Annotated in this window: 12 protein-coding genes, 1 tRNA gene and 13 pseudogenes; 14 read left to right on the forward strand and 12 right to left on the reverse strand. The window is 54.6% G+C overall.

What is annotated here, in order from left to right; translation table 11 throughout:
- Positions 1-8 precede the first annotated feature (8 nt).
- Positions 9-389, forward strand: a pseudogene (locus SOPEG_RS04075) (class II glutamine amidotransferase); the annotation flags it as partial.
- A gap of 53 nt (positions 390-442) precedes the next feature.
- Here the strand turns inward: SOPEG_RS04075 and SOPEG_RS04080 are convergent.
- The 4 genes and pseudogenes from SOPEG_RS04080 to SOPEG_RS04095 all read right to left on the reverse strand — a co-directional run bounded on the left by SOPEG_RS04080 (position 443) and on the right by SOPEG_RS04095 (position 4,275).
- Entirely contained in the window at positions 443-1,366 is a 924-nt protein-coding gene (locus tag SOPEG_RS04080) for an IS5 family transposase (protein WP_025244400.1), read from the reverse strand.
- Between the two features lie 76 nt (positions 1,367-1,442).
- A pseudogene (locus tag SOPEG_RS04085) lies at positions 1,443-1,646 on the reverse strand (substrate-binding domain-containing protein); the annotation flags it as partial.
- Positions 1,647-1,701: 55 nt separating this feature from the next.
- A complete protein-coding gene (locus tag SOPEG_RS04090) occupies positions 1,702-2,733 on the reverse strand; it encodes an ABC transporter permease (protein ID WP_038468198.1) in 1,032 nt (343 codons plus the stop codon).
- Positions 2,734-2,768: 35 nt separating this feature from the next.
- A pseudogene (locus tag SOPEG_RS04095) lies at positions 2,769-4,275 on the reverse strand (sugar ABC transporter ATP-binding protein).
- A gap of 168 nt (positions 4,276-4,443) precedes the next feature.
- Between SOPEG_RS04095 and SOPEG_RS04100 the strand changes: the two are divergent.
- On the forward strand, positions 4,444-5,367 hold the full coding sequence (locus SOPEG_RS04100; RefSeq protein WP_025244151.1) for an IS5-like element ISSoEn1 family transposase: 924 nt from the start codon (positions 4,444-4,446) through the stop codon (positions 5,365-5,367).
- Between the two features lie 55 nt (positions 5,368-5,422).
- On the opposite strand, the pseudogene xylB reads toward SOPEG_RS04100, so the two are convergent.
- Both xylB and SOPEG_RS04110 read right to left on the reverse strand, forming a co-directional pair.
- Positions 5,423-6,785: pseudogene (xylB, locus tag SOPEG_RS24030) on the reverse strand (xylulokinase); the annotation flags it as partial.
- 3 nt (positions 6,786-6,788) lie between these two features.
- Positions 6,789-7,013: pseudogene (locus tag SOPEG_RS04110) on the reverse strand (NAD(P)-dependent alcohol dehydrogenase); the annotation flags it as partial.
- Between the two features lie 161 nt (positions 7,014-7,174).
- Between SOPEG_RS04110 and istA the strand changes: the two are divergent.
- Both istA and istB read left to right on the forward strand, forming a co-directional pair.
- A complete protein-coding gene (istA, locus tag SOPEG_RS04115) occupies positions 7,175-8,725 on the forward strand; it encodes an IS21-like element ISSoEn3 family transposase (RefSeq protein ID WP_025244404.1) in 1,551 nt (516 codons plus the stop codon).
- A gap of 11 nt (positions 8,726-8,736) precedes the next feature.
- Positions 8,737-9,486 carry an IS21-like element ISSoEn3 family helper ATPase IstB gene (gene istB / locus SOPEG_RS04120; RefSeq protein WP_025244405.1) on the forward strand — a complete coding sequence of 250 codons (750 nt, stop codon included), beginning with the start codon at positions 8,737-8,739 and terminating at the stop codon, positions 9,484-9,486.
- 112 nt (positions 9,487-9,598) lie between these two features.
- Here istB and SOPEG_RS04125 read toward each other — a convergent pair.
- Positions 9,599-10,424 (reverse strand): annotated as a pseudogene (locus SOPEG_RS04125) (NAD(P)-dependent alcohol dehydrogenase); the annotation flags it as partial.
- A 221-nt stretch (positions 10,425-10,645) separates the two neighbouring features.
- Here SOPEG_RS04125 and SOPEG_RS04130 point away from each other — a divergent pair.
- The 5 genes and pseudogenes from SOPEG_RS04130 (at position 10,646) to SOPEG_RS04140 (ending at position 12,752) form a co-directional block, all read left to right on the forward strand.
- Positions 10,646-11,050, forward strand: a complete 405-nt coding sequence (locus SOPEG_RS04130; RefSeq protein WP_025244406.1) for a cupin domain-containing protein — start codon at positions 10,646-10,648, stop codon at positions 11,048-11,050.
- 60 nt (positions 11,051-11,110) lie between these two features.
- Positions 11,111-11,239 (forward strand): annotated as a pseudogene (locus SOPEG_RS30740) (hypothetical protein); the annotation flags it as partial.
- 21 nt (positions 11,240-11,260) lie between these two features.
- On the forward strand, positions 11,261-11,890 hold the full coding sequence (locus tag SOPEG_RS30745) for a LacI family DNA-binding transcriptional regulator (RefSeq protein ID WP_417903444.1): 630 nt from the start codon (positions 11,261-11,263) through the stop codon (positions 11,888-11,890).
- Between the two features lie 62 nt (positions 11,891-11,952).
- Positions 11,953-12,141, forward strand: a complete 189-nt coding sequence (locus SOPEG_RS30750; RefSeq protein ID WP_470251555.1) for a hypothetical protein — start codon at positions 11,953-11,955, stop codon at positions 12,139-12,141.
- Between the two features lie 317 nt (positions 12,142-12,458).
- Complete coding sequence (locus tag SOPEG_RS04140; protein WP_025244407.1) at positions 12,459-12,752, forward strand: hypothetical protein; 294 nt, start codon at positions 12,459-12,461, stop codon at positions 12,750-12,752.
- Positions 12,753-12,811: 59 nt separating this feature from the next.
- On the opposite strand, the pseudogene SOPEG_RS04145 reads toward SOPEG_RS04140, so the two are convergent.
- Both SOPEG_RS04145 and SOPEG_RS24035 read right to left on the reverse strand, forming a co-directional pair.
- Positions 12,812-14,006 (reverse strand): annotated as a pseudogene (locus SOPEG_RS04145) (IS256 family transposase).
- Positions 14,007-14,080: 74 nt separating this feature from the next.
- A pseudogene (locus SOPEG_RS24035) lies at positions 14,081-14,797 on the reverse strand (IS5 family transposase); the annotation flags it as partial.
- Between the two features lie 83 nt (positions 14,798-14,880).
- On the opposite strand from SOPEG_RS24035, the pseudogene SOPEG_RS04160 reads away from it, so the two are divergent.
- Positions 14,881-15,186, forward strand: a pseudogene (locus SOPEG_RS04160) (helix-turn-helix transcriptional regulator); the annotation flags it as partial.
- 541 nt (positions 15,187-15,727) lie between these two features.
- On the opposite strand, the gene SOPEG_RS04165 reads toward SOPEG_RS04160, so the two are convergent.
- Positions 15,728-16,396 (reverse strand): hypothetical protein, encoded by a 669-nt coding sequence (locus tag SOPEG_RS04165; protein ID WP_158382328.1) that lies wholly within the window; start codon positions 16,394-16,396, stop codon positions 15,728-15,730.
- 152 nt (positions 16,397-16,548) lie between these two features.
- Positions 16,549-17,703 (reverse strand): Ig-like domain-containing protein, encoded by a 1,155-nt coding sequence (locus SOPEG_RS04170; protein ID WP_025244410.1) that lies wholly within the window; start codon positions 17,701-17,703, stop codon positions 16,549-16,551.
- 171 nt (positions 17,704-17,874) lie between these two features.
- Between SOPEG_RS04170 and proB the strand changes: the two are divergent.
- The 3 genes and pseudogenes from proB to SOPEG_RS04185 form a co-directional block, all read left to right on the forward strand.
- Positions 17,875-18,876, forward strand: a pseudogene (gene proB / locus SOPEG_RS04175) (glutamate 5-kinase); the annotation flags it as partial.
- Positions 18,877-18,939: 63 nt separating this feature from the next.
- Positions 18,940-20,141: pseudogene (proA, locus tag SOPEG_RS04180) on the forward strand (glutamate-5-semialdehyde dehydrogenase).
- A 288-nt stretch (positions 20,142-20,429) separates the two neighbouring features.
- A tRNA-Thr gene (locus SOPEG_RS04185) sits at positions 20,430-20,505 on the forward strand.
- A gap of 14 nt (positions 20,506-20,519) precedes the next feature.
- Here the strand turns inward: SOPEG_RS04185 and SOPEG_RS29130 are convergent.
- Positions 20,520-20,654: pseudogene (locus SOPEG_RS29130) on the reverse strand (integrase); the annotation flags it as partial.
- A gap of 71 nt (positions 20,655-20,725) precedes the next feature.
- On the opposite strand from SOPEG_RS29130, the gene SOPEG_RS04190 reads away from it, so the two are divergent.
- Entirely contained in the window at positions 20,726-21,934 is a 1,209-nt protein-coding gene (locus SOPEG_RS04190) for an IS256-like element ISSoEn2 family transposase (protein ID WP_025244411.1), read from the forward strand.
- The last annotated feature ends 78 nt before the right edge of the window (positions 21,935-22,012 follow it).

Genomic DNA, 22,012 nt, shown 5'->3' on the forward strand with positions numbered 1-22,012 from the left:
AGAGGGACATGTGTGAATTACTCGGCATGAGCGCTAATGTACCAACGGATATTTGTTTCAGTTTTTCCGGCCTGGTGCAGCGTGGCGGCGGGACCGGACCGCACAAGAACGGCTGGAGAATCACCTTTTACGAAGGATTGGGCTGCCGTACGTTCAAAGATCCGTTGCCCAGTATCGACTCGCCCATCGCCCGTTTGGTGCAGGATTATCCTATCAAATCCTGCGCGGTGGTCTCCCATATTCGCCAGGCTAATCGCGGCAGGGTAGCGCTTGAGAATACCCACCCGTTTACCCGCGAACTCTGGGGCCGTCACTGGACCTTTGCCCACAATGGCCAGTTGCGCGGCTATCGGACGCTGAAAACCGGCAATTTTCGTCCGGTGGGGCGCTTTGTTGAATAAATCCGAAATTTGTGACGACTTCCTCCCTATCAGGGCGATTGTTACATGATGCGGACGCTGTTTGGCATTCCTAACAGCGTGATCCGGTTAAGCGCTTTGACCATTGCCATAGCCTCACCTACCTGCGCGTCATAGTCATGCAGACTCAGATGACCACCCAAAAGTGTTTTAAACCGGAACATGGCCGTTTCAGCCAGTGAACGCCGGTGATAACCTACTTTCTTTTTCCAGGTATCGTTATTGCCGCTCAGATGCTGATTTGCCACCGTATGGTTACGCTCATGGTATCGAGCTGGCCAATATTGCGCACCACTTCGCGGTGGGATAAGCGGCTTTATTTTTTTCCTCAGCAGAGCATCATGATAGTAACGCGTATCGTAAGCACTGTCAGCCGACGCTTCCCTGATTTTCCGGTGGGTTTGGTTAATCAGCCCGGGCAGCGCCTGCGCATCTAACGTACCGCTTAGCGATAAATCGGTACAGATAATTTCATGTGTCGCGCTATCTACTGCCAGATGAAGCTTGTGCCATACTCTGCGCCTCTCAGCCCCATGCTGCCTGACTTTCCATTCGCCTTCGCCGAAGATTTTCAGGCCGGTGCCATCGATGACCAAGTGTGAGATTTCGCCGCGGGTTGGCGTTTTTATGCTGATGTCGACGGTTTTTGCTCGCCGGCTGACCAGAGAGTAATCTGGGCAGCGCAGCGACAGCCCCATCAGTTTAAAAATCGCGTCAACGAAACCCTGTAACGCCCGGAGCGAAAGGTTAAACACGCGCTTTATCATTAGAACCGTGGTAATGGCCATATCGGTGTAGTGAAGCGGCCGGCCACGATGTTCAGGTGGTGTACTCTCAGTCCATGCAGCAATGGTTGACTCATCAAGCCATACTGTCATGTCCCCCCGCTGCCTGAGCGCATTGTTGTATGCGGGCCAGTTGGTGATTTTAAACTTTTGCTTTGCCATGGGGACCTGATGTTGAAACGAATGTAGTGATCAGAGCTGCCAGTCACCTAAAAGTTCGATTTATTCAACAAAGCCCCATAGGATCATAACGGCCATCGTACATGGTCAATTGAACATCACCGCTTTTCACCGCCGGATGCTCTTTCGCCGCTTTCTCCATCAACTGAACAAACTCCGCTTTCATGCCATACATCAATACGGCGATTTTTACCGGCGCGGCCTGAGCCACAACGCTATTGGCAAAAAACAGGCTTGAAGTCAGTAACGCTATTTTTGTCATCTTATTCATGGAAGCTCCTGGTCATGTAGGGAAACCGCGTGAAGTTATTTGTGTTTTAATCGCGCTGTTGCTTGCGCGATGGGTCGAGCAATACCGCCACAACGATTAATGCGCCTTTGATAATCTGCTGGTAGTAAGACTGCACCCCCAGCAGGTCAAGCCCGTTATTCATTACGCCGATAATTAAAATACCGAAGAAGGTGCCGACCAGCGTACCGACCCCGCCCGCCATACTGGTGCCGCCAATCACCACGGCCGCAATGGCGTCCAGCTCGTAGGCGGCCCCCGCGCTGGTCTGCGCAGAGCCGGTGCGGGCGGTCAGAATAAGACCGGCGATACCCGCCAGCGCGCCGCACAGGGTGTAGACCAGGACTTTGACTTTTACCACGCTGATGCCCGAGGTACGGGCGCTCTTCTGATTGCCGCCGACGGCATAGACATAGCGTTCAAACAGGGTTTTATTCAACAGCACCCAGCCCAGGGCGAATATCGCGATAAACAGGATGACCGGCACCGGAATCCCCAGTACGTCGCCATTGTCCAGCCAACGAAAATCCGAATTCAACTGCGAGACCAGGTTGCCGTCGGTGGTCAGCAGCGCCAGACCGCGGGCCGCCGAGAGCATGCCCATGGTGACGATAAACGGCTGCAACCGGTAGCGCGCCAGGATAGTGCCGTTGATAAGGCCGCAGACGATACCGATGGCCAGCGCCACCAGCATAATTAGCGCGTGGGCGCTGTCGCCTATCGATAGGCCGCTATTGGTGGTAGCGAATCGCGCCGCCACAATACCGCTCAGCGCCAGCACCGAACCAACGGACAGATCGACGCCTGCGGTAATAATCACAAACGTCATACCGATGGCCAGAATGCCGTTAATTGAAATCTGGCGTAATACGATCAGCATATTTTCATTGCTGAGAAAATAATTATTACTCCAGGCGCCGTTCGCCACCTGAACCTCACCAATAATGGTCACGACAAGGCATAGAACAAAAAACGCGATGATAATGCCGTATTTGTGCAGGCGCCGCTTATTGCGCGCAATAAACGTCAGTCCCTGGGTCAGTGAATGCGTACTGTCTATAATGAAGGTTCTCGTTAAGGTAAATGATGCCGGCTTTAAACCGCCAGCTTCATCAATTCCGCCTGAGTAGACTGCCCGGCCTGTACTTCCCCCGCCAGACGGCCGTCTTTAAATACGATGATTCTGTCGCTCATGCCGATTATTTCGGGCAGTTCGGAGGACACCATGATGATGCCTTGATCCTTCAACGCGAATTCGGACATAAAACGGTAGCTCTCTTTTTTGGCGCCCACGTCGATCCCGCGCGTGGGCTCATCCAGCAACATGACCTGCGGGTCAAGCAGCGCCCAACGCCCGAGCACCACTTTCTGCTGATTACCGCCGCTTATGTTGCCGACGATATGGTCTCCGTCCGGCGTTTTGACGTTAAACCTTTTAATCATCTCCGCTGAACGTTGCCGCTCTAGCCTATCGTTAATAAAGCCGCCGCGGCTGATGGCGGTAAACGAGGGGATGTTGATGTTTTCCATAACCGATCGGCACAGCACCAGGCCGGTCTCCTTGCGATCTTCGGTCACGTAGGCGATGCCGCTGGCGATCGACTCTTTGGGCGAATGACGGGCAAGCTGTCTGTCGCCGATAGCCACCGATCCGCTGTCGGCATGCTTGATGCCGAAAATCAAATCAAGGAATTCGCTGCGCCCCGACCAGACCAGACCATAGATACCGAGAATTTCCCCTCCGCTTGAGCGTTAGGCTGATATCGCGGATCTTGCTGCCCCAGCTGAGGTTTTTCACCTCCATGATCACGTCTTCGCCCTGTTGGTTGAATTTGGCGAACTCGTCCTTGAACTCCCCGCCGATGATGTGCTCAATCAGCTGTTCACGCGTGATGTCGCGCAGGAACCCCTTATGGATGTAGGCGCCGTCGCGAAAAATGGTATAGCTGTCGGCAATTTGAAAGATTTCGGACAGGCGGTGGGACACGTAAATGATGCCTTTTCCCCTCTGTGCCAGGCGGGTAATGACCTGGAAAATCTTCTACACGTCCTCTTCGCCTATCGCCGAGGTAGGTTCGTCCATGATGATAATATCGGCATCGGCATGGGACAGCGCCTTGGCGATTTCCACCAATTGCTATTCGGCCACGCTGAGATTGCGCATTTTCTCCGTCGGCGACAGGGCGAACTGCAAATCGTCGAGCAGCGCCGCGGTCTGTTGATTCATTTTGCCGAAATCGACAAAACCGAGCCGGCGCGGCTCGCATCCCAGCCAGATATTTTCCGCAACCGTCAGGTCGGGGATCGCGCTCAGCTCCTGCTGGACGATCGCGACGCCCGCTTCCAGGGCCTCTTTCGGATGGGAGAGCTCACAGCGTTTACCGTTGATAAAAATATCGCCGCCGTCCGGCTGAATGAAACCCATCAAAATGCTGAGAAAAGTGGATTTGCCGGCGCCGTTGCCGCCGCACAGGGCATGAATCGACCCTCGCCGCAGACAAAACTCGGCGTTTTTCAGCGCCACCACGGGGCCAAAGCTTTTCCTTACCCCCGTGACTACCAACAAATAGGCCGCTTCGCCGCCGGCGTGTTCCTGGCTCATAGGCTTACCTCATATTCGTGTTGCAGCAGATGCAGATAGCGCGGATAAAGCTCGCCATAGCGCTACTGGCGCGCTGGATCGGGGCGGCAACGGGGCTTTGTTGAATAAATCGAACTTTTAGGTGACTGGCGGCTCTGATCACTACATTCGTTTCAACATCAGGTCCCCATGGCAAAGCAAAAGTTTAAAATCACCAACTGGCCCGCATATAACAATGCGCTCAGGCAGCGGGGGGACCTGACAGTATGGCTTGATGAGTCAGCCATTGCTGCATGGACTGAGAGTACACCACCTGAACATCGTGGCCGGCCGCTTCACTACACCGATATGGCCATTACCACGGTTCTGATGATAAAGCGCGTGTTTAACCTTTCGCTCCGGGCGTTACAGGGTTTCGTTGACTCGATTTTTAAACTGATGGGGCTGTCGCTGCGCTGCCCAGATTACTCTCTGGTCAGCCGGCGAGCAAAAACCGTCGACATCAGCATAAAAACGCCAACCCGCGGCGAAATCTCACACCTGGTCATCGATGGCACCGGCCTGAAAATCTTCGGCGAAGGCGAATGGAAAGTCAGGCAGCATGGGGCTGAGAGGCGCAGAGTATGGCGCAAGCTTCATCTGGCAGTAGATAGCGCGACACATGAAATTATCTGTGCCGATTTATCGCTAAGCGGTACGACAGATGCGCAGGCGCTGCCCGGGCTGATTAACCAAACCCACCGGAAAATCAGGGAAGCGTCGGCTGACAGTGCTTACGATACGCGTTACTGTCATGATGCTCTGCTGAGGAAAAAAATAAAGCCGCTTATCCCACCGCGAAGTGGTGCGCAATATTGGCCAGCTCGATACCATGAGCGTAACCATGCGGTGGCAAATCAGCATCTGAGCGGCAATAACGATACCTGGAAAAAGAAAGTAGGTTATCACCGGCGTTCACTGGCTGAAACGGCCATGTTCCGGTTTAAAACACTTTTGGGTGGTCATCTGAGTCTGCATGACTATGACGCGCAGGTAGGTGAGGCTATGGCAATGGTCAAAGCGCTTAACCGGATCACGTTGTTAGGAATGCCAAACAGCGTCCGCATCATGTAACAATCGCCCTGATAGGGAGGAAGTCGTCACAAATTTCGGATTTATTCAACAAAGCGCGGCAACGGCTGTCCTCGTCCAGATGGACGAAGCGATCGCACAACGCCTGTAACTGCTCGCGAGCCGGATGCTGCGGCTGTTGCGCCACGCGTACGGACCAAATGGCCTGGATAGCCGCGCCCAATGCGGCGGCTTCTTTCTCCACCGGGCAGTTCATGACGTCCGCCACAATCTGCCGCCAGCGCGGGCTGCGGGCGCCGCCGCCGGTCAGGCGGATTTCCGTGACCGCGATCCCTTGCTGGCGGAACAAGTCCATTCCGAAACGCAGTCCATAAGTGGCGCTTTCCACCACCGCCAAACAGATATTGGCCGCGGTAAAATTATCCGCATCCAGATTGTGCAGGCTGGCCTTGGCCGCAGGCAGTTGCGGTACCCGTTCGCCGTTGAAGAATGGCAGCATCAACATGCCGCCGGCACCCGGTTCCGCCTGCCCCAGCGCCCGATTGAAGGCGTTGACGTCCATATCTAGCAATTTCTGCACCGCGCCGCTGGCGGAGGTGACGTTCATGGTGCAGATAAGCGGCAACCAGCCGTTGGTGCTGGAGCAGAAACCGGCAATCATCTCCGAATCCGCCACCACCGGCGCATCCGCGCAGGCAAACAGCGTGCCCGACGTTCCCAGGCTCATGGTTAGGATCCCCGGCAGAATATTGCCGGTGCCGATCGCCGCCATCATATTATCGCCGCGGCCGTCACCCCGCCTATGCAGGTTTCAGCGCTGACCAGCGGCGGCAGTGCCCGCCACAGCCGGCCTCTGCTGTCGATGTGATCCACGACGAAGCGATCCCAACAGCGGTTGCGAATATCGAACAAACCGCTGCCGGAGGCATCGCCGTATTCGGCCACGCGCTGCCCGTTAACCAAAAATTGAGATAATCGTGGGGCAGCAATACCGTGGCCAGCCGCTGCCACAGTTCCGGGTGATGCTGCTTGAACCAGACGATTTTGGACGCGGTATAGCCCGTAGCCACCATCAGCCCCAGCCGCGCCAGCGAGCCGCTGATACCGCCGAGCTGCTCCAGCAGCCAGTCGTTCTCCGGCGCGGTTTCGGTATCGCACCACAGCTTGACCGTATGCAGAACGTCGTCCGCATCGTCCAGCGCCACGAAACCGTGCTGCTGGCCCGACAAGGCCAGCCCCTGGATATCCGCCGGATTGACCGCCGCCGCATCGACGGCCCGCTTGAAGGCGCTTATCAGCGCGTCGACCCACCACTGCGCCTGCTGCTCACGTCGGCCGAAGGCATTGCTTATCAGCGGATGCGGGGCGCTTCCTTCACCGAGGATCCTTCCGCTGTCGTCATCGACGATCACTACCTTCGTCCCCTGCGTACCGCAGTCGATACCGGCAAAGAGCGCCATGTGTCACTCCATTTCCAGCATGATTTTGATATCGCCCGGATTGCCCGAGGCGGCGCGGTCGAACGCCTCGACGGCGTCGTTGAGCTTATAGGTCTGCGAAATCAACGGCTGCACCTTCAGTTTGCCGGCGCTCAGCAGCCGCAGCGTGCGGGGATACATGTTGGCATAGCGGAAAATGGTCTTGAAAGTGACTTCCTTCGCCTGCGCGGCGACGATATCCATCGGCTGCTGGTTCCGGTCACATCCGATCACTGATTCCGATTTCACCCGATCACTAATTCTGATTTCATCCGATCACTGATTCCGGTCGTCCGATCAGCAATTCCGATTCTGTCCGATCGCTCATCTTCTGTTCCGCCATACTCTGGAGACTTTTAGCTTCCGGGGGCATGGCACGTAAAAAGAAGAAAGCGAGAACGGAAATGTGCATATATATTAATGTCTTACGTATGAAATTCGAGCAGCGGCGCTCGAATCGCACTATCGCAGCAGCGCTCGGCATAGGCTGTACTACCGTGCACGATATCCTCGGCCGATTCACGGTAGCTAACCTGGTCTGGCCATTGCCGGCGGAACTGTCCCCCGTCGACCTCGACCGCCTGCTCTATCCCGGCAAATCCGGAAAAGTTATCAATACCTTACCCAGCTGGCTTGATATCGATACCGAGTTAAGCCGCAAGGGCATGACCAAGCAGCTGCTCTGGATGGAATATCAGTCCGCCGTGGGCGGTGATGCCCTCGGTTACTCACAGTTTTGTGCACTGTTCCGTGACTGGAAAAAGAAGCAGCGGCGTTCCATGCGCATGGAGCACAAGGCTGGCGAAAAGCTCTTCATCGACTTCTGTGGCCCCACCGTACCTATCGTCAACCCTGCGACCGGTAGCGTACGCCAGGTCGCTATCTTCGTCGCTGCCATGGGCGTGTCAGGCTATGCGTATATCGAAGCCTGCGAAGGCCAGGACATGGCATCGTGGCTCAACGCCAATAGCCGCTGCCTGCACTTCATGGGTGGGGTTCCGGAGCTGATGATACCTGATAATCTGCGCAGCGCTGTCAGCACCCCTGACCGCTATGAGCCGGTCATAAACCAGAGCTACCAGACGCTGGCAAATCACTATGAGACAGTGGTGCTACCGGCGTGCCCGAGAAAACCGAAAGACAAGGCGAAGGCAGAATCAACTGTGCAGCTGGTAGAACGCTGGGTTTTGGCCCGGTTGCGTAAACGTAGGTTCTACTCGCTGGCCGAACTCAACCAGGTGATACGAGAACTCAATCATGAGTTGAATCTGCGCCCGATGCGTCATTACGGCGGACAAAGTCGCCTTGAACGCTTCGAGCAGCTGGACAAACCGGCTCTTGGGCCTCTACCGCCCACACAATGGGAATACAGTGCGTATCTCGTTGCCCGAGTGGGACCTGATTACCACATAGACTACGGCAAAAACTGGTACTCGGTGCCGCATCCGCTGGTTGGCGAGCGCGTTGACGTCATCGCCACCCAACGGCTGGTGCAAATCCACCATAAGGGCGTCTGCGTGGCTACGCACCCTCACAGCGATAATGCCTATAGGCACACGACTCAGGCGGCGCACATGCCGGCTAACCATAAGGGGCAGAGTCAGTGGACGCCGGAAAGGCTGTGCAGTTGGGCGCTGTCGGTGGGTGTGTGCACACTGAAAGTGGTCGAGTCCATCCAAAAGAGCAAAGCCCATCCGGAGCAGGCTTACCGCTCCGTGCTGGGGCTACTCAATCTGCAACGGCGCTATGAGACGACGCGACTGGAGAAGGCCTGCGCGCTGGCGTTGGAGAAAGGGTGCATTAACCGCTCTTTCATAGCCAACGTATTGAAACACGGTCGTGAAAGTGAGGTCACCCAGGACGGAGCCGGCGTATCAATGCTGGTTCACGAAAACCTCCGAGGTCCGGACAGTTATCACTAAAGAGAATAAATATGGATACACTGTTAATGGCTCTGCGAGAGCTGAAGTTGTCGGCAATGGTCCAGGCGTTGGAGACGCAACGCGAACTCCCGGGGAGTTATGGGGAGCTGGGGTTCGAGGAGCGGTTGTCGCTGATGGTAGAAGCGGAAAATTTGCATAGAAAAAACAACCACATATGCCGTATGCGACGGCAATCGCAAATGCGCTTGCAGGCAAAACCGGAAGATATCCGTTATATCCCTAGCCGAGGAGTGACACCGAAACAGATGCGAGATCTGCTAGGGGGACAATATCTGAAATATCAGAAAAGCATACTCATCACGGGGCCGACAGGTACGGGCAAAACCTGGCTCAGTTGTGCGCTTGGTGAGCAGGCATGCCGGCAGCAATATAGCGTGCGTTACTGGCGAGTGGGTCGGTTGCTGGCCCATCTTCACCAGTGTCAGGTAGACGGGACCTATCTAAAACAGCTTAAGCAGTTAGAAAAAATAGAGTTACTGATCTTGGACGACGTGGGCCTAGAATCAATAAGTCCGATGCAGGCAACGATGCTGTTGGAGGTAATGGAAGATCGCTACGACAAAAGCAGCAGCATCCTGATCAGTCAACTGCCGGTGAAAAAATGGTATGGACTGATAGAAAACCCCACGACAGCTGACGCGTTACTCGATCGGTTAGTACACCCCAGCTATAGACTGGAACTTAAAGGCGAATCACTACGCAAAGAGCAAGGAGTAGCCAGCACAGGAAAAATAGACTAAACCCGAGTCAGAAGATGAGCGAACACGTGATCGAATATCACTGGAATGGGTGATCGGAAAATATCGGAATAACTGATCGGATGTCGCCGGAACAGCTGATCGGATACGTCGGAATCTGCATCGGCGACGCATCAATGGGCATACCGACCAGCACCGCGGTACCGCCGGGGGCGACATGGTCGCTGATGCTCGCGACAGCCTGTTTCGCTCCGCTGCACTCAAATACCACATCCGCGCCGTTGCCGGAGGTCAGCGCGGCGACTTTCTCCGCCAGATTGCCGGTTTTGATATTGACCGCGTGCAGGCCCGGATAACGTTCGGCGACCTTTAATTTTTCCTCGAACAGATCGCAGATAATGACATCGGAACACCCGCCCGTCAGCGCGGCAAGGGCCGTCACCACCCCGATGGGACCGGCGCCGATGACCAGCGCGATATCGCCGGGTTTAATGCCGGCCTTGGTAGCGGCATGCATACCAATGGCCAGCGGCTCCACCATTGCGCCTTCGGTAAAGCTGACGTTGTCCGGCAATTTGAAGGTGAACGCGGGCGAATGCACCACCGTTTCCCGCAGACAGCCATCAATCGGCGGAGTGGCCCAGAAACGTACCGCCAGATCCAGGTTATAAATGCCGGCGCGGGATTGGGCGGATTGCATATCGGGGATCCCTGGCTCCATACAAACTCGATCGCCCTGGCGTAAATGGTGGACATTCTTCCCCACCGCCAGTACGATGCCGGCGGCTTCGTGACCCAGTACCATCGGCGCTTTGACCACGAACGGGCCGATGCGGCCATGCTGGTAGTAATGGACGTCGCTGCCGCAAATGCCGACAGAATGAATTTTTATCAGCACCTCGTCGTCGCCAGGCTGCTCGTTGAATTCGCGATCCTGGATAGAGATTTTCCCCGCTTCTTTCAAGCACTAATGCTTTCATCACACGTTTCTCCTGATCATTTTTATAATATCGATATCATTCGCATGCGGCGGATAGTAAATGAGTTATCGCCGAAAATGTGTGAAGCGCGTTAAAAAATGAAGAAATTTGTAAACATCAAGATTATTTTGGCCGTAATAATAGCCGAACACGCCGCGCATAAGCGGTGGCAACGGCTTTCTTCAATGATACCGGTAACATTCACTCTCCTGGAGGAGATCATGACAACTCACGAAAAAGCACGGGAAAAAACGGCATCCATGCTGCAAGAAGCGGGCATGGTTATCACCGAAGCTGAAAAGGAAAAAATCGAAATCGCGGAATTCGGTCTGCCAGGTTATCCCTTGTCCGGCCTACAGTTGTTAACCAATTTCAATTCGCCACGCTATTGCGCAAAGGAGCTGGTGCTGTTTCCCGGACAAACCTGCCCGGAACATTTACATCCGCCGTTCAACGGCACCCCAGGGAAACAGGAAACCTTTCGTTGCCGCTGGGGGGAGGTGTATTTATTTGTCGACGACCCCGCGCTGGCGCTGAACCACGGCGAGGTCGCCTCGGAATTCTCATCGGAAAGCCGGGACGATCTCGATATTTTTACCGACCCGCGAGTACGGCGCGTGGCGTAAAAGCGGCAAGATCATTCGCTTCCGGCGAAGGGATATGTCATGATAGTCTAATGATACAAAATGATAACGACACGGGAGCGTAAATTGGCGCCAGGTAGGAAGGTCAAGGCTACGCTTGCAAGCGTAGCCGCGCAGTCCAACGTCAGCAAAATCACCGTATCACGCGCGTTTTCCCATCCGGAGAAAGTCCATCCGGATACGCTTAGGCGGGTGCTGGAGACCGCGGAAGAGATGGACTACGTTGTGAATACGGCGGCGCGAAATCTGCGCGCCCGAGCCAGTAAGACTATCGGCATTGTCAATCCCGATATGGGCAACCCCTTCTTCGGTAAGCTGATGACGCTTGAAGCGCAAAAGGCCGGCTACGACACGCTGGTCTTCGATTCGTGGGAATCCCAAGAGCAGGAAAACCGCATCATCGACAAGCTGATTGGCTACGGCGTGGATGCGATAGTGTTATCGGTCATCTCCGCCGACCAAAATTATCGGCCGGCATACTTCGAGCGGCTGGCGTTGCTGAATATTCCGGTCATTCTGGTAGACCGCGAACTTGATATCGCCTCATGCAGCGGCGTTTATATCGATAATCTCGATTGCGGCCTGCAGGCGGGCCGGTTTTTGCAGGAGCAGCAGGCCCAGCGGGTGGTGGTGGTGGTCTCCGGCCCAGACGATTCGAATGTCGCCCGTAAAAGGGTGACCGGCGTAAGCGCCGCCCTGCAGGGCAAAATAGCGCACCTGGATATTTTGTATGCCGACTTTTATATGGATGTGGCCTGGCAGGTCACCACGGATTATCTCAATCATCAGCCAATCATCAGCCGGCGCCGGATTATTTCGTAGGCTGTAATAACCTGATCTCGCAGGGTATTATAAAATCCTGTATTGACCATCGATTGCGGCCGATGCAGGATGTTAGCGTCTTCAGCATTGATGAAATTCCCCATGCCGCGGTATTCGGTTTCAATTTCCCCTGCATCTCCCACGATTTAAATGAGATGGCTTGGCAAGCGATTAATCTGGCGGTGCGCCGCGCCGCGGATAGCCAAATTAAACCGGGCAAAGTGATCATTCGCGGTAAAATGATGGTGTGACGCGGCGCGGACCGCCGTTGGTCATGGCTGTTGTCGTCCGCGCAAGGGAGACATTCCCGGCCGGCCCGGCGCCCACTCACCCCGCGGCGCAGGCAGCCCGTCCCGCACCGGTTTCCTCCTCGCGCTCCCCCGCATTGTCATCCACCGCCGAGCGGCGTTGCTCTGCGCGACGGGACGGCCCGCTCCTGTGCTGCCTTCAGCAATAACTTGTTAGTAAGCGCTTTTAGCCTTTTCCTTACAATTAGAAGGGATTAATACTATCTTCGCAGCACGGTGCAATGACCCATCCCTCAAATACACTATGCAGGAGATTATCGATGCCCATCATCACTTCCCTCGTATTGAGTCATCCGCACATCACCTTTCATAAGGTTGCTCTCAGTGCAGCAGAGAAAATTGAAACACATCCAGCCGCCATCGCAGAAAAGGGACACTTTATTCTGCCGCTTGCGTATTCTCGCCAGGCGCCGGTTGCCGCGCCAGAACGGTATCAACAGGAGGAGCCCAAGCGCTTGCCGGGCCGGTGGGGCGGTCTGTGGCACAGTGCCACCGCCTGGCGGCGAATGAATGAGGATCTCTGCCAAAAAGATCCCCCGGCGCCGCTTTGTTGAATAAATCCGAAATTTGTGACGACTTGACCCTGTACACGATTCTGTGTAAATGCCTTTTCTCAGAAGTGACCGTCCAGGCGGTCACCGAACTCGATAATAAAGCGGCTCATTGCCATGCGCCAGTCCCTCAAAGGCATTGTCCATTTCTGTGAGGCCGCCTGTATCGCCAGCCACACCACCTTTTTCACTGCGTCGTCGGTCGGGAACACCTTGCGCTTTTTGATGGCATGCCGGATCACGCTGTTTAACGACTCGATGGCGTTGGTAGTGTAGATCACCTTGCGGATGTCCGTTGGGTAGGCAAAGAACGTGGCCAGATTGGCCCAGTTTGCCTGCCAGCTTCGACTTATTTGCGGGTAGCGGATGTCCCAGGCACTGGAGAACGCTTCCAGCGCCTGCAAGCCGGCTTCTTCCGTAGGGGCCTGATAGATAGCTTTCAGGTCGCGGGTGACGGCCTTGTAGTCCTTCCAGGAGACGAACCGCAGGCTGTTGCGCACCATATGCACGATACACAGCTGGAGCCGCGCCTCCGGATACACCGCGTTAATAGCGTCAGGGAAACCTTTCAGCCCGTCTACGCAGGCGATAAGGATATCGTTCAGGCCGCGGTTTTTCAGCTCTGTCAGCACGTTCAGCCATAACTTTGTGCCTTCATTTTCGGCCAGCCACATACCTAGCAACTCTTTCTGGCCTTCGATGTTGATGCCCAGCGCCAGGAACACAGATTTGTTGATGATGCGGCTGTCCTGCCGGACTTTTAGAACGATACAGTCAAGATAAACAATGGGATAGACTGCATCCAGAGGCCGGTTTTGCCATTCGACAACCTGCTCCATGACCGCATCGGTGACCTTTGAGACCAGCGCCGGCGAGACATCGGCGTCATACAGCTCTTTGAACGCTGCGGCGATCTCGCGGGTGGTCATCCCTTTGGCGTACAACGATAAAATCTGGTTATCCATCCCGGTAATCCGGGTCTGGTTCTTCTTCACCAGTTGCGGTTCAAAGGAACCGTCACGATCGCGCGGAGTACGCAGCGCCAGCGGTAACGGTTTTTGTGGAATAGCCGTTGCGGGCGTTGATCCCCGGTTTAGGCTGATTTTTATCGTAGCCGAGGTGATGGGTCATTTCGGCATTGAGAGCTGCTTCGACGCTGATTTTTTTCAGCAGCCGATCGAGGTGACTGAGATCTTCAGGGGTTTTGAGATTTTTGGCCAGTTCGTTAGCCAGAGCCTGCAACTGTTTTTCGTCCATAAATTAACCTGTTTTTGATGTTGGATTGAACATATCAAAATCAGGCAAATACACAAATTTCTAAACAGGCTCCTCAGATGCTGATTTGCCACCGCATGGTTACGCTCATGGTATCGAGCTGGCCAATATTGCTCACCACTTCGCGGTAGGATAAGCGGCTTTATTTTTTTCCTCAGCAGAGCATCATGACAGTAACGCGTATTGTAAGCACTGTCAGCCGACGCTTCCCTGATTTTCCGGTGAGTTTGGTTAATCAGCCCGGGCAGCGCCTGCGCATCTGTCGTACCGCTTAGCGATAAATCGGCACAGATAATTTCATGTGTCGCGCTATCTACTGCCAGATGAAGCTTGCGCCATACTCTGCGCCTCTCAGCCCCATGCTGCCTGACTTTCCATTCGCCTTCGCCGAAGATTTTCAGGCCGGTGCCATCGATGACCAGGTGTGAGATTTCGCCGCGGGTTGGCGTTTTTATGCTGATGTCGACGGTTTTTGCTCGCCGGCTGACCAGAGAGTAATCTGGGCAGCGCAGCGACAACCCCATCAGTTTAAAAATCGCGGCAACGAAACCCTGTAACGCCCGGAGCGAAAGGTTAAACACGCGCTTTATCATCAGAACTGTGGTAATGGCCATATCGGTGTAGTGAAGCGGCCGGCCACGATGTTCAGGTGGTGTACTCTCAGTTCATGCAGCAATGGCTGACTCATCAAGCCATACTGTCAGGTCCCCCCGCTGCCTGAGCGCATTGTTGTATGCGGGCCAGTTGGTGATTTTAAACTTTTGCTTTGCCATGGGGACCTGATGTTGAAACGAATGTAGTGATCAGAGCCGCCAGTCACCTAAAAGTTCGATTTATTCAACAAAGCCCAAAGCCCTTTATATCCCTCGGCGACTTCTTCAACAACCTCAAGCCGTCAGTGATAACGTTAACGCCGCCCGTTGACATATTCTCCGCTAAAGAACTGGACGTAATCTTTTACGCGATACAGAAAATACCGGCGAAAGAAATGTCGCCTAAGCTTTTCATTTCACATAGAACAATTGAAAATAGATTACAAAAAATTTATAGCAAAATCGGCACTAACTCATTTAACGGGCTGATTGAGTATTGCCACAGTGTTGACCTGAATCATTACATACCGCCAAAACGCCTTAAAGAAGGCGTTAATGTCTGTTGGTAATCACGATGAAATCGGAATGCACCGCTAGCCCGGCCGGCGTGAGTGGACCTCTACCTATGCCACAACGGCAATGACAAAGGTAAAGGGGTGATAGGTCAAAAATAGCGGACACGTTCTCTTGTCATCCCGTTGCTTAAGGCCGCCCGCTATGATGAGGAGGGGCATACGGCGGTTTTGCGGCCCCACCCCTTCGCGAACGTACGGACCCGCTCGGTGATATGCGCGAGCATACGTTTAGTCCGATTGCAGGCTTTGCGGCGTAAAACTCAACGTCACGTCGCTCTTTATATCTTGAGCCTGGCTGATAAAGAGCCAATCGGGGGTTCCGAGCGCCAAGGACGTTGTCAAATGCGGGTTAAGGGTGAACGTTAACGCCTTGCTGCCGGCGCTAACCGGTACGCTCAGGTCCAGGGTTCCCCCCGGGGCAATGCTCGTGCCGCTGTAAGAAACGCCAACGCCCAGCCCTGTTTTATCAGTGGCAAAATAACCGCTATTACCGCTGAATGGCGACCCATTGACCTTAAGAGTACCGAAAACATGACTAATATGAACTCAAGACGGTCGTTGACTCACTGCTACAGCTGAGCTTAACCGACCCCACGGTGCTTTCTTCCGATGCCGAACCGGCTAACGCCTTGTCGGTATCGATTGAGGAGAGCTTGGCATTGTTACTGACGAAAGAGCTATCGCAGCTCACGCTGCCAATATTATCCCAACCGTCGATGGAGAAAGCATAGTTTGAATCGCGCAGCGATATTTTGCCATCCAATTGGAAAAGAGTCAAATTCGTCACGCCCTGAGTGCTGATCTCACCTTGCTTTACCAGATAGACCTTAAAAGAAACATTGATCTTCTTGGTTTCATCTTTGGCGATGACATAGTCAGTCATGACTTTACTGTCATACGCATTCTCATCGGCGTCAAATAAACCGAGATCTTTACCATCAAAAATTAATCCCAATTTAACCCCTTCAGGTAATTGCTGAGTGCCCCATCTTGGATAAGGATAAACATATAAATTTTCCTCACCCGAGTTAAGTTGACTTTTGCAGGTGACGTTTCTCGTGTAAGTTTGCGATTCCCAAATTCTGTCCCCATTGGACGCGCCCTTCAGATAAGCCACCGCGCCCAACGTCACCGACTCGGCCATGGCGGTCGAGTCATCGCCGATATAGCAGGCTAGCGCGTACGCATTTGATGTCGCGAACATCCACATGCAAAGTGACGCGAATATCGATAAATAAGTCTTACTGATTCTAATCTTCATGTCATAATCCTCGCACCGCGGTAGCGACCGCAATGCTGTGTAATTAAACGAGGTTCATGGGGGGCCGGTTTTCCCGTACGGCGCCCCAGCGAACATTAAGAGCTGGCATTGACCGACAGTGACAATGTCGACGAATAAACACCCGCATCAACCGCCTTAAGCTCCTCTAGCCGGGTACCGTTAACCGAAACGGCGATGCTGCCTACGCCAGGTTTGGTGGAGGTAAAGATCGCGGTATAAACACCGTCATGCTCGCTGACCGCGCTTATTTGGCCCTCAACGTCATCCGGTACAAATGCCACCGTCAAGCCCGTCACGGCATTATTATTCTCATCACGCGCGGTGAACGTCAGATTGATGGCGCGGCTACCGTCAGAGACAATCAGGGTTTTATCCGCTTGCAGCGTGGATTTAACACCCACCACCTCGCCGGCAACAAAGGTAATAGAGGCCGATTTAGCATGACCGTTCGTCGTCGCGGTAACCTTGAACGTACCGGACGTGGTACTCATGGCGCTAAACGTTGCCGCCCCCTCTTTATCCGTCGTGACGCTGTCGGAAGATAATGTCACACCGCTTTCGACCTTTAGCGTTACGGGCGTATTGTCGATGACATTACCATTGGCGTCCGTTACGCTGACTTTAAGCTGATTTTCGGTTTTACCGTCGGCGGTCGCGTTATCAGAGACCACGTTCAACTCGGCGATTACCGCCGATTTTTCATCGCTGACAAAGGTCGTTTTGACCGTTTTAGTCGTCTTATTTTCGAGCGCCGCGGTAACGATAGCCTCGCCTGCTTTCAAACTGGTAAGACTGGCTATGGCTAATCCGTTGGCATCGGTCGTGGCATTGTCGATAATGGTTACGCCATTATCCGCAGTGAACGTCACCGTTTGATTCGGTACCGGGTTGTCATGGGCATCCACGACGGCCACTTTGACCTGATTAGTTTCCGTACCGTCGGCGGCGGCATTATCCGAAACGACTTCCAGGGTTTTGATCTGCGCCGTCGCGTTGTCAGCCTCCACCGTCACGCTGGCGGGTGTAAAGGTCACCGCGCGGGCGCTGGGCGTTATTTTAACCACATCGGTTCCCGTTCCTGCCGTCACCACCAACGTGAATATACCGCTCTCCTGACGTTGTAGCGTGGAGACCTTGGCGCCAGAATTCTCCTGCTCATTTTTGGTGGTAATCGTAATCTCGTCCTCGCCAATATCGACGGGATTACCCTGTATATCCTTTACCTGCAAGGTCAGCGTTTGCTGCGAGGCATTATCGGCCGGCAGGGTGCTTTCGCCGGCGTAAACTCGCTGGTGGTATTGTTAATAGCGGGCTGCGTGACGGTGAGGGTTGTCTTCGCTTTTTTAGACGCGTTGCCGTGGGTATCAATAGCAACACCGCTAATTTCATAGACATTCCCATGTGCTCCGCTGCACGCCGCCGGACACCGCATTATCATCGTCACCTCCGGCGCCATTGCCGCCGGACGGGAGTACCTCAATTATCCCGACCTGCCCACCACCATAGCCTCCAAGCAGCTATTGGCGGCGGTAGGGCAGAGCCGCTTGATTCAGTTTTGGGAGCAGCTGTTTTCCCTCTACAATATCCATATTGGTCAAATGTTGCTGACTCGTGCCGACATGGAAGATCTAGAACGTTTTCTCAACGCCCGCGACACGCTGCGCGCCCTGCTGGATAACGGCATCGTGCCGGTGATTAATGAAAATGATGCGGTTGCCACCGCTGAAATCAAAGTGGGCGACAACGATAATCTTTCGGCGCTGGTGGCGATCCTTGCCGACGCTGACAAGTTGCTACTGCTAACCGATCAGCCGGGGCTGTTTTCCGCCGATCCGCGCACCCACCCCGACGCCGAGCTGATTCGCGAAGTCGAAGGCATCAATGACGCGCTGCGCAAGATGGCCGGCGGCAGCGTTTCCGGCCTCGGTACCGGCGGCATGGCAACCAAATTGCAGGCGGCGGAAGTTGCCAACCGCGCGGGAATCGAAGTCGTGATTGCGGCCGGCGGCAAACCGGGCGTGATTGGCGATGTGATGGTGTGTGAATCGGTAGGCACCCGTTTCCATGGGCAAAAAATGCCGCTGGAGAACCGCAAACGCTGGCTGTTCGGCCCGCCGCCGGCGGGGGACATCACCGTCGACGATGGCGCGCAAAAAGCGATATTACAGCGCGGCAGCTCGCTGTTGCCCAAAGGGATCCTGGTGGTGGAAGGTGATTTTTCCCGCGGGATTGTGGTCCGTATCCTCAGCTCCGACGGTCGCGATATCGCTCATGGCATCAGCCGTTACAACAGCGATGCCCTGCGCATGATTGCCGGTCAACACTCCCAGGACATCAGTGATATTCTGGGCTATGAATATGGGCCCGTGGCCATCCACCGTGACGATATGATTTTATGTTAAGGAACGCACATGCTTGAGCAAATGGGCAAAGCGGCGAAACAGGCTTCATGGTAGCTCGCGGTATTGAGCAGCGCGCAAAAGGATCGGGCGCTGGAGGCGATTGCCGATAGCCTGGAGGCCAATAGCCAAAGCATCCTCGATGCCAACACGCAGGATATGGCGGAGGCGCGCCGTAACGGCCTGAGCGATGCGCTACTGGACCGCCTGCTTTTAAATCCGGCGCGCCTTAGCGCTATCGCCGCGGACGTGCGACAGGTGTGCCGCCTTACCGATCCGGTGGGCCAGGTTATCGGGGGCCAGCGGTTGGACAGCGGGCTGTCGCTGGAGCGTCGCCGGGTACCGCTCGGCGTGGTGGGCGTGATTTATGAAGCTCGCCCCAACGTGACCGTCGATGTCGCGGCGCTGTGCTTGAAAACCGGCAACGCGGTGATTTTGCGCGGCGGTAAGGAAACCTACCGCACCAATGCCGCTACGGTAAAGGTCATACAGCAGGCGCTGACGGGCTGCGGCCTGCCTGCAAGCGCGGTGCAGGCCATCGAAAACCCGGATCGCGCGCTGGTCAACACGTTGCTGCGCCTGGATCGCTACGTCGATATGCTGATCCCGCGCGGCGGTGCAGGCCTGCACAAGCTGTGCCGCGAACAGTCCACGATTCAGGTTATCACCGGTGGGATCGGCGTTTGCCATATCTATGCCGATGACACTATTGATTTCGAGCAGGCGCTGCCGGTGATTGAAAACGCCAAAATACAGCGCCCCTGCGCCTATAACTCGCTTGAAACGCTGCTGGTAACACCAGCTGTATCGCCGAACGTTTCCTGCCGCGTCTGAGCCGCCATATGCATGCGCTGGGCGTCACGCTACACGCCGATGACAACGCGCGTCCCTATCTGGCTGACGGTCCCGCGACCTGTGTTACCGTGACCGAGGCCGATTACCATGACGAATGGCTGTCCCGCGACTTGAATGTCAAGCTGGTGGACGGTTTCGACCAGGCGGTGGAACATATTCGTCATTACGGCACTCAGCATTCTGACGCCATTCTGACCCAATCGATTCAGGCGGCTGAAAGCTTCGTACGCGAAGTGGACTCCTCGGCGGTCTATGTTAATGCCAGCACCCGTTTTACCGACGGCGGACAGTTTGGCCTTGGCGCCGAAGTGGCGGTCAACACCCAAAAACTGCACGCCCGCGGGCCAATGGGTCTGGAAGCGTTAACGACTTACAAATGGATCGGTTACGGCGACAACCTCAGCCGGCCCTGAGTACTGCGGCGGTTTTTCGGCCAACAAAACCGCGTTGGTCGCCCCCCACGACTGGCGCTGGAAAACACGCCTGCGATACACGCAAGCAGCCCGGCCAGGGTAACCACGCCGCTGTGCGGCACGAGGCTCTTAGGCTATCGCGGCGGCGAGTCTGTTGTCTCGGTAGGGTTACCTCGAAAGGGGCAAGATGCTGCAATTATCAGCACTTGCACGCGCGCCTATTGACTCTTTTCCCAGTTTTGCATAACGTGTGTACTCAGATTAACGCCCGCATGATCATTTCCCCATGCCGATATAGCTCAGTTGGTAGAGCAGCGCATTCGTAATGCGAAGGTCGTAGGTTCGACTCCTATTATCGGCACCAGTAAAATCAATAAGTTAAGAATCATTGGTACCATCGTACTTACTGCTGTAGGACAAATTTGGGACATGCTTATTAAAAATGGCGTCTATTTGCTTAGCGTGCTCAGTTAAATGATTCGGTGCTAGGTGTGCATATCTGCGAACCATTTGAGCCTGTTTAGAAATTTGTGTATTTGCCTGATTTTGATATGTTCAATCCAACATCAAAAACAGGTTAATTTATGGACGAAAAACAGTTGCAGGCTCTGGCTAGCGAACTGGCCAAAAATCTCAAAACCCCTGAAGATCTCAGTCACTTCGATCGGCTGCTGAAAAAAATCAGCGTCGAAGCAGCTCTCAATGCCGAAATGACCCATCACCTCGGCTACGATAAAAATCAGCCTAAACCGGGGACCAACGCCCGCAACGGCTATTCCACAAAAACCGTTACCACTGGCGATGGCCCGCTGGCGCTGCGTACTCCGCGCGATCGTGACGGTTCCTTTGAACCGCAACTGGTGAAGAAGAACCAGACCCGGATTACCGGGATGGATAATCAGATTTTATCGTTGTACGCCAAAGGGATGACCACCCGCGAGATCGCCGCCGCGTTCAAAGAGCTGTATGACGCCGATGTCTCGCCGGCGCTGGTCTCAAAGGTCACCGATGTGGTCATGGAGCAGGTTGTCGAATGGCAAAACCGGCCTCTGTATGCAGTCTATCCCATTGTTTATCTTGACTGTATAGTTCTAAAAGTCCGGCTGGACAGCCGCATCATCAACAAATCTGTGTTCCTGGCGCTGGGCATCAACATCGAAGGCCAGAAAGAGTTGCTAGGTATGTGGCTGGCCGAAAATGAAGGCGCAAAGTTCTGGCTGAACGTGCTGACAGAGCTGAAAAACCGCGGCCTGAATGATATCCTTATCGCCTGCGTAGACGAGCTGAAAGGTTTCCCTGACGCTATTAACGCGGTGTATCCGGAGGCGCGGCTCCAGCTGTGTATCGTGCATATGGTGCGCAACAGCCTGCGGTTCGTCTCCTGGAAGGACTACAAGGCCGTCACCCGCGACCTGAAAGCTATCTATCAGGCCCCTACGGAAGAAGCCGGCTTGCAGGCGCTGGAAGCGTTCTCCAGTGCCTGGGACATCCGCTACCCGCAAATAAGTCGAAGCTGGCAGGCAAACTGGGCCAATCTGGCCACGTTCTTTGCCTACCCAACGGACATCCGCAAGGTGATCTACACGACCAACGCCATCGAGTCGTTAAACAGCGTGATCCGGCATGCCATCAAAAAGCGCAAGGTGTTCCCGACCGACGACGCAGTGAAAAAGGTGGTGTGGCTGGCGATACAGGCGGCCTCACAGAAATGGACAATGCCTTTGAGGGACTGGCGCATGGCAATGAGCCGCTTTATTATCGAGTTCGGTGACCGCCTGGACGGTCACTTCTGAGAAAAGGCATTTACACAGAATCGTGTACAGGGTCGCCTCTGGATACGTTTGTGGAATGGCAAACTGGCTGGCGCGCTC

It is taken from the genome of Candidatus Sodalis pierantonius str. SOPE (assembly GCF_000517405.1).
In the GTDB taxonomy this organism is placed as follows: Bacteria; Pseudomonadota; Gammaproteobacteria; order Enterobacterales; family Enterobacteriaceae; genus Sodalis_C; species Sodalis_C pierantonii.